General features: G+C 42.9%; 10 protein-coding genes. 2 read left to right on the forward strand and 8 right to left on the reverse strand.

The window, feature by feature from the left end:
* Positions 1-33: 33 nt before the first annotated feature.
* From MKX59_RS14780 to MKX59_RS14790, 3 genes are read right to left on the reverse strand one after another with little or no spacing between them, the layout of a single operon-like run.
* Positions 34-1,653: an ABC transporter substrate-binding protein gene (locus MKX59_RS14780; RefSeq protein ID WP_023988674.1), complete on the reverse strand. Its 1,620-nt coding sequence runs from the start codon at positions 1,651-1,653 to the stop codon at positions 34-36.
* Positions 1,654-1,671: 18 nt separating this feature from the next.
* The gene (locus MKX59_RS14785; protein ID WP_013309484.1) at positions 1,672-2,553 is read right to left on the reverse strand and encodes a carbohydrate ABC transporter permease; all 882 of its coding nucleotides are present in this window, start codon (positions 2,551-2,553) and stop codon (positions 1,672-1,674) included.
* A 14-nt stretch (positions 2,554-2,567) separates the two neighbouring features.
* Positions 2,568-3,452, reverse strand: coding sequence for an ABC transporter permease (locus MKX59_RS14790; RefSeq protein WP_226887819.1), 885 nt, complete (start codon positions 3,450-3,452; stop codon positions 2,568-2,570).
* 506 nt (positions 3,453-3,958) lie between these two features.
* Between MKX59_RS14790 and MKX59_RS14795 the strand changes: the two genes are divergently transcribed.
* A complete protein-coding gene (locus tag MKX59_RS14795; protein WP_028541254.1) occupies positions 3,959-4,993 on the forward strand; it encodes a LacI family DNA-binding transcriptional regulator in 1,035 nt (344 codons plus the stop codon).
* A gap of 22 nt (positions 4,994-5,015) precedes the next feature.
* Positions 5,016-5,990, forward strand: a complete 975-nt coding sequence (locus MKX59_RS14800; protein WP_071558715.1) for a carbohydrate kinase family protein — start codon at positions 5,016-5,018, stop codon at positions 5,988-5,990.
* Between the two features lie 579 nt (positions 5,991-6,569).
* Here the strand turns inward: MKX59_RS14800 and MKX59_RS14805 are convergent.
* The 5 genes from MKX59_RS14805 to MKX59_RS14825 all read right to left on the reverse strand — a co-directional run bounded on the left by MKX59_RS14805 (position 6,570) and on the right by MKX59_RS14825 (position 12,914).
* Positions 6,570-10,184, reverse strand: coding sequence for a GH32 C-terminal domain-containing protein (locus MKX59_RS14805; protein WP_445669762.1), 3,615 nt, complete (start codon positions 10,182-10,184; stop codon positions 6,570-6,572).
* A gap of 163 nt (positions 10,185-10,347) precedes the next feature.
* A complete protein-coding gene (gene manZ, locus MKX59_RS14810; protein ID WP_071558716.1) occupies positions 10,348-11,172 on the reverse strand; it encodes a PTS mannose transporter subunit IID in 825 nt (274 codons plus the stop codon).
* Positions 11,173-11,200: 28 nt separating this feature from the next.
* Positions 11,201-11,971 carry a PTS mannose/fructose/sorbose transporter subunit IIC gene (locus MKX59_RS14815; RefSeq protein WP_023988666.1) on the reverse strand — a complete coding sequence of 257 codons (771 nt, stop codon included), beginning with the start codon at positions 11,969-11,971 and terminating at the stop codon, positions 11,201-11,203.
* Positions 11,972-12,010: 39 nt separating this feature from the next.
* On the reverse strand, positions 12,011-12,493 hold the full coding sequence (locus tag MKX59_RS14820; protein ID WP_023988665.1) for a mannose/fructose/sorbose PTS transporter subunit IIB: 483 nt from the start codon (positions 12,491-12,493) through the stop codon (positions 12,011-12,013).
* A 1-nt stretch (position 12,494) separates the two neighbouring features.
* Complete coding sequence (locus tag MKX59_RS14825) at positions 12,495-12,914, reverse strand: PTS sugar transporter subunit IIA (protein ID WP_013309476.1); 420 nt, start codon at positions 12,912-12,914, stop codon at positions 12,495-12,497.
* Positions 12,915-12,964 lie beyond the last annotated feature (50 nt).

Genomic DNA, 12,964 nt, shown 5'->3' on the forward strand with positions numbered 1-12,964 from the left:
GGTGTTTAACAGCCCAACCACCTTTTATATATTTCAGCCTTGATCTTTAAGATATCGGTCGTAGCCTTTCTGCTTGATTTCCAGCCATTTGTCTAGTCCCAGTCTGGACAGCTCGGCCTTATATTCCGCCCATTCTTCTTCCACTTTGCCTGTTTTGATCCATTCTGCCCGTTTGCGGTTAACGTAAGCAAACAAATCGGTTTCCAGTGTGGAGATCTGCTTCTGATCCTCCAGCGAGAAGAAGACTTTCGGGAAATTATGGTCAGCCTTCATATAAGGAACGAGTCTTTTCTTTATGAGCTCGAGCCGCCCCACTGCATCGTCGGGCTTGGTCGTTACTTTTCCGTAATATTCGTCAAGAATTGCCAATGGACCACCGATATTCGTTTTTTGACGCAGCTCGACTGGCGCAGTTCCCTTAAGCGGAAGATGCTTCAGCATATGACTCGCTTCATCGTATTCAAAAATGTTCTGCTGAGTTTTGTCGCCGTAGGTGCCCCAGTTGTCCTGTACGGACTGGATGGGTTCATACAGTTGGTCAATCCATTTTGCTGTAAGCTCAAGATTTTTGTTGTCACTGGTAATCACCATTCTCCCCCGGTCAAAGCCGAGATTGTTCGTGCGGGTCACATTGACTTCACCGCTTGGCCCCGCGAGCGGATTCATCAATTCATATTTATCGTTGTCTCCTGAAATGTTCGCCTTATCCCATTGAAAATAGAGACCATATTTTTCATTCTGTCCTTTGGCCAGATACGTATTGTAATCCTGCTCGAATGACTCTTCGTCAATCAGGTTCAGCTTATACAGCTCATTAAGGTATTTGATTCCCTCTTTATAACCGTCCTGATCGGCAGTGAAGACCACTTTCCCCTCATTGGTCACTACAGTATGATCGCCGTTGTCCCCAAGACCGAATGATCCAAACAGAAAATTCAGGTCCTCATTGCCGTTATTGAGTATAAAGGACAGCGGGATTTCATCCGCCTGGCCATTTCCGTTAGGGTCGTCATTTTTAAATGCGAGCAGAACTTTTTTTAAATCCTCGGTGGTTTTTGGCATTTTAAGTCCCAGCTTTTTCAGCCACTCCACATTGATCCATGGCATGTCGTTTACAGAATGAATGCTCTCCTTCCCGGCCCCCAGCTCTTCAATCCAAGGAAAAGCATAAATATGCCCGTCCTGTGCAGTTATCATGGATTTGTACTCAGGTGCTTCCTTCAATACCTTCTGTAGATTCGGCATGTATTTATTAATCAAATCCTCCAGAGGGATAATGGTTCCATCCTGTCCGAGGTTCAACAAATCATAGTCGGAATAGCCGGCATCCAGTATGGCATCTGGAAGATCTCCACTGGCAACAGCCAGGTTTCTTTTTTCAATGAAGGAATCGGAGGTGAAGTTGGTAAAATCGATATGCACCCCTGTTTTTTCTTCCAGTCTTTTATAAATCAACTTTTCATTTGGATCGGAAGGTGCCAGCGGCGAGCTTTGAGTCATAAAATGCAAAGTAACTTTCTCTTTAAGCGGCAGAGTAACATTTTCCAGCTTGTAATCTTCGGATGCCGCGGAATTATTGCCTGAACCGCCACATCCGGCAAGCAGTGAAGTAGAAAGTACCAACACAGACAATGTTAGTAATGTTTTTTTCATCTCTATACCCCCGGTTTTTTATTTGATCGAACCTACCATGACACCCTTTTCGAAATACTTCTGGAAGAATGGATACATGACAATCAAAGGCAAACTTGATATGACAATGGCAGAGTACTTAATCATTTCAGACAATTTCTTAAGCTCCGCTTGTGCCATCGCATCGGCAATCATGCCGGGCTGAACCTGATTCTGTATCAAAATGGAGCGCAGTACCAGTTGAAGCGGAAACAGCTTCGGATCATCCAAATAAATCATGGCGTCGAAATAAGAATTCCACTGTCCGACAAAAGCGTATAAAGCTAGAACAAAAATAATAGGCTTGGAAAGCGGCAGAACGATTTTAAAGAAAATACTGAGCTCGGAAGCTCCGTCTATACTCGCCGCCTGGAACAGCTCTTTCGGAAGTCCCTGGAAATAAGTCTTTGCCAGAATAATATTGAATACGCTGATCGAGCCGGGCAGAATAATGGCCCAGACCGTATTCAACATGCCTAAATCCTTAATCACCAGATAGGTAGGAATCAGACCCCCACCGAAAAACATCGTTATCAGGAAAAAGATCATAATGGACCGTTTCCCTACCAACTCTTCAATCGCAAGCGGATAAGCCGCGAAGACGGAAAATAATACGGTTGCGAACGCAAAGGCTGCTGAATAAAAAATAGCATTAAAAAAACCGCGGATCATGGCACTGTTGCTTAGGATTTTGGCATATCCCGTGAGTGTCCAGTCTGATGATGTAATGGCAAACCCTTTGGTAATCAGGGTATTTGGAGTTAAAAAGGACGAAAGCACCACATAGACCAGCGGTAACAGAATAGCGAGAACAAACAAACCAAGTAGAATATAATTGATAATGAGCAGAATCCGGTCCTTCCCGGTGTAATGAATATCCATAAATACCTCCTTCTTTAATACAGCCCTTCTCCTTCGTTCAGCTTCTTGACGACGGTATTTACGAAAATCAACAGGACTACATTAATTACGGAATTGAACAACCCGATTGCCGTAGAATAAGCATAATCGCCGGATTGCAACCCCACCTTGTATACGTAAGTCGCGATGATTTCCGAGGTTGGTGTGTTCAGAGCCGTCTGCATCAGGTAAGCCTTTTCATAGCCGATCGACATAATACCTCCTGCAGCGAGAATGAACAGGACGGCCATGACGGGTTTAAGAGCTGGCAGATCAATGTGGAAGATTCTCTTCATCAATGAAGCCCCATCAATTGTTGCAGCGTCATGCAACTGCGGGTCCACATTGGCTAAGGTGGCCACATAAATGATAGAGGACCAGCCCGCTGTTTGCCATATACCGGACAAAATATATACCGTTCGGAAATAGGCGGGATCAGTCATAAAAGAAATCGGCTTGCCGGTGAAGGTTGTTACCAAAGCGTTCACTATTCCAGCTGGCGATAGAAAAACAAACAGCATACCGGCAACAACAACAACCGAGATGAAGTTAGGTGCGTATACAATAAGCTGAATATTCTTCTTGAGCTTCGCTCCTCTGATCAGATTTAGCATTAAGGCCAGAATAATCGGTACTGGGAAACCGAGAATAAGACCGTAAGCGCTTAATTTAAGCGTATTCATTAAAATGTCATAAAAATTTGGCGATGAAAGAAACCGCTGAAAATGTTCAAATCCAACCCATTCGCTGCCCATGATTCCTTTTCTTGGGCTGAAATTTTTAAACGCAATGATCGAGCCGTACATGGGAACATACTTGAAAATGACGGTAAGAATTATGGACGGAAGCAGAAACAAATACAATATATAATTTCGAACCATGTAGCTTAACCAATGGTTTCTTTTTTTTGTTTCTGAAGCCTTTAGTCCCCTTTTTTGAACGATCGAATTCCCCAATGTTTTCCCTCCTACTGTTCACGGCTTGTTATACGACACAAAATATAAGCCATGTTATGTCACCTCTCTGACATAATTCACCAAGATGTTTTCAAATACTTGCTTGTAATATCCACACCTCCAACAGAACTAGAATTTTACACATCCCCAAAATGAATGGGTTTACAATTTACATTTGAACACTTTTTACTCTTACAATTTAGCAGATGTACATTTAATTAGTCAATATATTTCGGGTGAATAAATTCATTCAAAAAGCATATTTCAAGATAATTATAATGTTTTTAGCAAAAATACATCAAAAACACACGATATAAATAAACAAATGTAAATTTTTATTGTTCATTTGAATAAATTCATTGTTAAAAACATGAAAATACTATATATTTAGAAATATGGAGAATCTTAATTCGGAGAATAAGGTGAACAAAATGACGAGAAAGTCAAAGGTTACGATACAAGATATCGCTGATGCCTTGGGGATTTCTAGAAACACTGCATCCAAGGCGCTTAATGGAGTAGAGAATATTCCTGCCGTAACGAGGGACAAGGTGATCAAAAAGGCAGTGGAGCTTAAATATAAACAATTTTCTTATATGGAAACAGCCTCTGAAAAACAGGGCAATATCGCACTTTTGACCTGTAATCTTCCCAATAGTTCACACTTTGGATCGCTACTGATCAGCGGGCTGGAGAAGGAAATCAGCAACCAGGGCTATACATTATCCATTTATTTTGTCCGTGAGAACGATATCAATTCGATGACCCTGCCCGGCAATTTCGAATCTTCGAATGTGGCTGGCATCTTCTGCATCGAAATGTTCAGTAAGGAATACAGCAAGATGATCACAGATCTTTGCATCCCAACCATTTTTATTGATTGCGCTGCGGATATGATGTATCCAGAATTGAAGGCGGATCTGGTATTAATGGAAAATGAACACAGCACATACTGTGTTACCCGGAAATTAATTAATCATGGCTATGAAAGCTTCGGTTTTGTAGGCGATTACAATCACTGCAAAAGCTTCAATGAACGCTGGACCGGATTTAATAAGGCCTTAGCTGAAGCAGGAATCGCCGTAGATCCTGCTCATAGCATTGTAGCGCCTGACCGCAACTTCTTTATAGAGGAGAACTGGATGGAACAGCAGTTGGATGCCCTGAGGGAGTGTCCCTCCGTCTTTATTTGTGCCAATGATTTCATTGCCATCAGCGTGATCAAATCTTTGAAAAACAAAGGGATTAAAGTTCCGGAAGATGTTGCTGTCTGCGGGTTCGATGATGCTTCGGAATCCCGGGTTGTCGAGCCTCATCTTACAACCGTGCATATTTATAGTAGTCAGATGGGTATTATTTCAGCCGAAATGTTATTGTCCAGAATCAAAGACAATACCATGCCATACCGAGTGACTCATGTTGCAACGGATATCGTATACCGGGACTCGACGCCTGTTCTAAACTAAATCTACCAAGAGGTGAATTAATGTGAAAAATGACGGAACGGTTCTTTGTGTGGGCGAGCTGCTTATTGATTTTTTCTGCACGGATATTGATGTCAATCTTGCCAAGGGTCAGCATTTCTCCAAGCAGGCCGGCGGTGCTCCGGCAAATGTAAGCGCAGCCGTAGCCAAACTCGGAGGAAAAGCGTCATTCTTGGGAAAAGTCGGGGCTGATCCCTTTGGCATGTACCTGAAGCAAACTCTGGATGAGCAGCATGTGGATACGTCCATGCTCCTTTTTGATCCGGCAACGCCGACTACACTGGCCTTTGTTTCCCTTGCCGCTAACGGCGAACGGGATTTCGTGTTCAACCGCGGAGCTGACCGTCAACTGTCTCTGCAGGACATTGATAGAGAATGGACCCGGCAGGCTGCCATTCTGCATTTTGGCTCGGCAACGGCCTTGCTCGCCGATCCTTTCCGAGAAGCGTATTTGTCTTTATTAGATGGAGCGAAGGCCAATGGGCAATTCACCTCCTTTGATCCCAATTACCGGGGGGACCTCTGGAAAGACAGGCAGGAGGAATTTATCACACTGTCCAGAAGAGGAATACACAATGCGGATTTGGTAAAGGTAAGCGAAGAGGAATTAAACATCATTACAGGGCTGGCTGACCGCGATGCTTCATTGGATCTTTTGCATGAGTTGGGAGCCAAGACGGTGGCAGTTACCTTAGGAAAAGAAGGAACCCTCATCTCAAGTGGTGCCTCCCGTTCGTTAATCGGCAGTATCGCTGTTAAATCGATCGACTCTACTGGTGCCGGAGACGCCTTCGTCGGAGCAATGCTGTATCAAATCAGCCAGTTGAGTCAGCCTAAGGCATTTACCTCTAACGCGAAGCAGCAGCAGGAATTTGTGACACTTGCCAATCAAGTTGGCGCCATCGTGTGCACTAAAGTTGGAGCGATTGCAGCCTTGCCGTCGTTGGAAGAAGTTAATCGTTTCGTAGCGCAAGGTTGAATCAAGGAATGAAGCGTAAGAACTGCAAAAGGTGTCCGACGATCTCTAAGGTTGCTGGACACTTTTTTATGTAGTGATCCGTCGTTCATTGGAAAGATGCTGCTGATCAGGGCACCTTCCAATGAATGACGAAAAGCTTGGTCGATGAAAATGAAAACTTTTATATCGCAAATGAAAGAAAAAAATTATTCGCGAAGTACCAAAAATTGTGAAACCAAGCCTATACAAATAGAGTGGTTGCATTAAGTCAATTTACACTTAGCCTGATTATTTTCTGATTTTGCTGATGAAAAACGGATATTCAGGGAACACTTCAATCTCCAGTTCCGATACCAACATTACATACTTGGATTTCATCAAAAATATCGAATGTCTTCTTATGTATTCTTCAACCCATATATAGAAGGTATCGTCTTCAATCATAACCGCTTCTGTAAATTCCCTGCTTAAGCTTGGATTTTATAAGGGTAGTTTTGATTGGAAACTTTGTGTCGATGTAAAAAAAGTTTGTGTCGCTGCTGCGCGGCGACACAAACTAAACTCATAGAGATACAAATGTCATTATTTAACCAACTTTAATCATTCATCTTTATGTTTTAGTTTCACTTTAACTTCATTAAAAAAAGCCGTTGTATCCCATACATTGAGACCAAAGTTTCCTTCTTTATAAGTTTGATCTTTTGTGTCTATAACTAATTTATTGTTCAAATAAACCTTAGTGATGTCGCCTTGCGCTTCTACTTTGAGATGATAATCTGTATTTGGCTGTAAATCCAGTTTTCCATCATTGTTATATGTCGCAATTTCATATCCGGTTCCATCAACAAATTTAATTAATTTTACAATATTATTTTTTATATCAACATTTGCTGCATACGAATTCTTTGCAGTTAAGTCAGAACGAAAAACCAATGAACCTGCTCCAATGGAGTTATCTATCAAATCTTTTTCAGAATTACCGGGGTGGGAATCTGTATCTGGCACGTTTATATTGGCTTCATATACAAAATTCCTGCCGGTCACTTTTGATACTATGAAAGCATCTCCCTTACTCTGTCCCTGTTTTCCATGAATGGTGTCCGCCCAGTTCCCGTTAACGATGGTCCAACCTGATAAGTTTGATTTAAAAGAAGAGTTCTTTTCTTTCCATACACTCTTTAGAGGATATAGGTCCAAAGATTTCAGCTTCACATTTCCGCCCTTACTATAAATTTTTAATCCTTTGCTTGCAGAATCCGCGAATATCTGATCGGTAATCACGGTCGTACCATCATTACCGAACACCTCTACAGCTGATCTATCAACAATTACCTGCAATTTAACCGTGCCGTTTTTTGCCTGTAATGGTCCCTCATGCTTGCCAACTACACTACTTCCGTAATCGAAATCTCCTGAATGAGTCCGGTCTACAAATAATTGTTCGTTGTAGACATCGTAACCGACAGTAGTATATTGCTCACCTCCTTCACGGATCTTGAAGCCAAATTCTGTTGCCTTAGTATCCGATACATCAAACAAAGCGATCAGTTCAAATGTATCTTCTGATAAATTAGAAAGAAGATGGCTGTTACCCGATATCATTTTATTGGTATACGATATACGATCCCCTCTGTCACGAATGCTTTTTAGCGCAATAGGGGTTTGTTTTAAACGTAGACCCTTTGTGGTTTGAGTGAGCTCCATCTTCCGCGGCAGTGTTGTTGAACTTCTCCACGTTGAGGTGGGTGTATCGTTGGCATACTTCCAATTACTCATCCAGCCGAGCCAATATTTCTCACCATTCTTCCCTTCTACTCCACTCCAATCCACAGCAGCATAAAAATCAGCGCCATAGTCAGTCCATAACACTTTATCGGAAGTATTTTCATTTTTAAACGTTTTACCGTCAAAGCTGCCTACAAAATACTGCATGCCCGATCCGCCTGCCGGAGCACCATCATTTATACTTACCTGTAGGACCCACTTTCTTTTTGAAGGATCGCCATCAACCGGCAATTCGACTAACGTAGGACATTCCCATACTCCTCCGATGCTGCCGTTTGTGGAAGGAATCCACTGTCCAGAAACAGCGGACCAATCTGTGAGGAGACCGCTTTGTTTCATATCTGTTTTCTCCGGCTCTTTTGCAACCTGGTCAACTTTATCCGATATGGTCCCTTCATTATAAACATTAACATCATCAACATTTATATGACCGTAACCATCTTTGGCATGGTCTACTACCTTGATATATAATACTTCACCAATATATTTGGACGCGTCCCATACGTATTTTGAATATTTTTCTTCATTAAATTTTATATTGGCCTGGCGGATCAATTCTTGATCGTCGGCTGCTCTGACCAATGATACATAGGTATTGTCGCCATCATCGCCTGCTCCTAGTAACAGATTGATTTCTCCGGATCCGCTTAATTTAAAATAGGAGGAATGCAGTTCACCCGTTGCTTCATCTCCCTCGTGAAGCTTGGAATATCCCCACAAGTGATAATTCCCCTCATGTCCGAAGGGTCCACCCCAATAAGTCGCTTCACTGGATACATGATCATTCGAAAAAGTATCACCCTGGGTCACCGTCCATCCGGTTAAATCGCCTGTTTCAAAATCATGATTGATGATTTCTTTCTCATCGGTCATGATATTTCTACCCAGTTGAACATCCTGAAATATCGCAGAAGAGTGCAAAAGATGTAATCCAAAATGGCCGGACAGGAAGGTTGCATCATCGATATCATGAATGAGATTTCCGTCCAGATACATCTTTATATTTGTTCCAAAAGTGCTCACTTTTAAATCATGGCTTTGATAAGTATCCAGCGTTACTGTGGTTTCAGCCAGAACCGTTTTATTCCCGTCTTCCATTTTCACAATTTTCACTTTATCGTTTAAAGCATCGATACTCGCCATATATCCATTTTTCGCATCAGCATCCGTCCGGAAAACAAGTGATCCTGTTTCATCTCCTCCCTCTGACAAATCTATAATCGCATTATATATAAAGTTGTCCCCAGTCTTACCACTTATGATAAAAGCATCATCTGCAGATGTACCGCTTTTCCCCTCCATGGTATCTTCCCACCGGCCGGTTACAGCTGTCCAATTAGATAGATTGGTTGCAAAGTTAGAAGTGTTCTTGAAATTCACATTTCGGAAGGAAGTTGTTGAATTCCAGGCGGTCAGACCGTAATAACCATAATCAAATTCAGTATCCGTTTCTTTAATTACAGACTGATTATCTATAAACACCTGAATGTCATGACCATATACGTCTACCTGCACGTTGTAAGTTGATGAGGTTCCCAGGGTTAAAGACTTGCTAGCAATTTCTGTATTCGATCCATCGACATTCTTATTTAAAGTAACGACATCATTTTTGGCATCCAGGCTGACGACATAACCGTTTTTCGCATTCTTGTCAGCACGAAAAACCAGACCTCCTGAGCCTTTCCTGCCATTCTTTTTATTAAGGGTAATATCTCCCTCATAGGTGAATGAACCTCCTTCCTGTGAAGACATAGCGTACGAAGTGGTATCCACACTGTTGGCCTGTATTCCGTTATCTTCACCAAATTCGCTTGCATAGGTCCACTGTTTTAAATTGGGGGAAGTATACAACATTACTTTATTCGCTGCGGCCAAAGACATCACCCATTGTCTGGAGTCTTCATGCCAGAATACTTTAGGGTCTCGCCAATCCGATATCGGGGGATCCGGCATTACCGGATTTCCTTCATACTTGGTCCAGGTTCTGCCTCTATCTAAGCTGTACGCAATGCTTTGAACCTGGCCGTTATCCCCGGAATGAGTGAAGATCGCAACCATCGCTTCTTTTCCGAACCCTGCTGTATTGTTCCAATCGATCACAGCACTTCCCGAGAAAATCTGACCGTTTTCATCTGGATACAACGCAATCGGTAAATGTTTCCAATGAATAAGGTCTTTGCTCACCGCATGCCCCCAATGCATCGGTCCCCATTTCGTCCCATAAGGATGATACTGGTAAAAAAGATGATATTCACCCTTATAATAAACCATTCCATTCGGGTCGTTCATCCAGTTAGCCTCAGGCGAAAAATGAATCTGATTACGGTAAGGTTCATCGTAATAACCAAGATCCGCTGCAAAGGCGGGAGTTAATGGTAAACTAAATACCATAAAGCAAATAAGCAACATACTTAACTTCCTCTTCACCATCTTTCACATCCTCTTTTAATATTTTGAACACCTAGTGTTATTCTTAACATCACAAATAAAGCGTTTACATTTATCTCTATAACTCAATTTCTTATGTTTACGCTGTTTTGGTCACAAAAATCCGACAAAGTCCGGCCAAGGATGACTCCCTGACCGGCACGTTTTAAGCCAAAACACCAAATGCGTACCCAATAATGCCTACTGCGAATAAAGCAAAAATCAGAGCGATTGCGTTCACTTTCTTTTTCAGTAGCCTCATACATAAAAAGGTCAATAATAGTGGTAAAAGTCCGGGCATCAATTGATCCAAAATCATCTGAACGGTCGTAATAACCTCTTTTCCATCCGTTCCCAGATATCTTGATACCACCAGCGGCACATTCAGGGTGGTCCATTTGGAAACAAGTGCGCCCATAACGAAAAGCCCCAGTATGGAGGCTGACTCCGTGAGTTTTTGCAACCGGTTTCCAGACATATCGGAGACAATCTCCGTACCTTTGTGATAACCGTATTTCAGACCGTACCATTTCGTTGCCAAGCGTGCGGTGTTAAAGAGAAGGAAGAAAAGAACCGGTCCGACAAGGCTGCCGGATAAGGCGATTGAGGCTCCGAGTGCAGCCAGAACCGGGCGTAAAGTCCCCCAGTAAATGGGGTCACCCACTCCCGCAAGGGGTCCCATTAAACCGACTTTGACTCCACTTATGGTGGCATTGTCAATCGACTGGCCGCTTGCTTTCTGCTCTTCCATCGCTGCCGTTACACCCATAATAGGCGCCGAGATAAACGGTTGAGTGTTGAAAAATTCCAGATGTCTTTTCAATGCCTCTTTTTGATCTTCTTTCTTGCTGTACAGCCGCTTAATCGCAGGGATCAAGGTGACACAGAAACCGATCGACTGCATTCGCTCAAAATTGAACGAGCCTAACAGGAAGCATGAACGGACAAACATCTTATTTAAATCACTTTTAGTCAGCTTCTTTTCTTTCATAGTGCTCTCCTCTCCCTTCAGGTAGTTACTATAACTCTTCAATTTCTTCCATCTTCTCATTACGCTGGTTGTATTTTGGGCTCAGCTGGATGTAAAGCAGAGCCAGAACCGCGCCAATGACCCCAAAACCAACCAGATTAATGCTGGTAAAAGCTGCAATGACAAAGCCCAGAAAGAAGAATGGCATCAGGTATTTGGCTGCCATCATATTAATGACCATCGCATACCCTACGACTACGATAAAGCCGCCCGCAATTTGTAGTCCTCTTGTGATTACCTCCGGAATTGCGTTAAGCATAGCAGTCACCAGGCCCGTTTCTGCGGCAACTGCCACCAAAACAGCGGGCAAAGCAACGCGCAGACCTTGCAAAAGTAAGGCAATAAAGTGACATAGCTCAATTCCTTTGAAATTTGCAGATTCCGCATACTTATCAGCTAAATGCTGGAAGAAGACAGTAATCGTCCTGACAAAAATGGTAAGCACTTGTCCGGCGGCTGCAATTGGAATCGCAACGGCAATTCCGGCGCCGATCGATTGATGGCCGACGATGACCAAAATGGTTGAAACCACACTGGCTAGAGCAGCGTCTGGTGCCATGGATGCTCCTACATTCATCCATCCCAAAGCCATTAATTCCAGAGTACCGCCTAGTATAATGCCAGTTTTGAGATCGCCAAGGACAAGGCCAATCAACGTACACGCAATCAGAGGACGATGGGTTTGCCCTTCATCTAGAACGCTACCCATGCCACATATGGCCGCTACCAGCGTTACCATCACAATTTGAAAAACAGTCATTTCTATAACTCCTCTCTAGTTGCCGCCTGGTATTTACGATCACAAATCCTGCAGTTTGGTAATCAAGTTGATTTTCGGATCACTGGCTACTTTTCTGATTTCCAGCTCAATGCCTCTTTCATGCAGCTTACGAAATGCATCTACATCCTGTTGGTTTACGGATACCGCCCCGGTAATCTGTGTCTTTCCTTCCTTAAAACACATTCCTCCAACATTCACCGAGCGGATGGGTACTCCCCCTTCTACAACCCGCAGTACATCCGTAGGGTTGGTAAAGAGGAACAATGTTTTAAAATCACTGTATTTGGGGTTATTATAAGCCTCTATCGCTTTGTTAATCGTTACGACATACGCCTTAATTCCAGGCGGCGACACCTGAAGCAATAAGGTTTTGCGTAATGTATCCGCTGCGACTTCATCGCTAACCGCGATGATCTTGTTGCACTTCGCTTCTTTCACCCAAACGGTCGCCACCTGACCGTGAATCAGACGGTCATCAATACGAACTAATGCAATTTCCATTCTATAATTCCTCCTCTAATTGACTGTTTCGAATGGCACGAAAAGACATCATGGAATCGTGCCCCGCATGTATCGCTAGATTTACCAAATTCTCTACTTGTTCAATCCCTCTGTTTGCAAGAAGGTCAACGATCATTGGCAGGTTTACTCCTGTCACAATATCCATTTTTTCATGGTTAACTGCAATTCGGCTGGCAGCATTATAAGGACTGCCGCCGAATAGATCAACAAGGAAGATAACACCGTCCGTCCAATCCAGCGATGCCAACGCAGCCTTATATTTCTCTACAAGTCCGCTGACACTTTCACCTGGTTCAAACGTAACACCTGCCACATTATCCAATTGGCCGAAAACCATTTCTGTTGACCTCAGTATTTCTTCAGAAAATTTCCCGTGTGTCCCAACAATTACACCGATCATCTGTCTCACCCCCTTTGTTTCTCTCCACATATATCTATGATGCAAGTTCT

The organism is Paenibacillus sp. FSL R7-0340, from assembly GCF_038002205.1.
In the GTDB taxonomy this organism is placed as follows: domain Bacteria; phylum Bacillota; class Bacilli; order Paenibacillales; family Paenibacillaceae; genus Paenibacillus; species Paenibacillus polymyxa_B.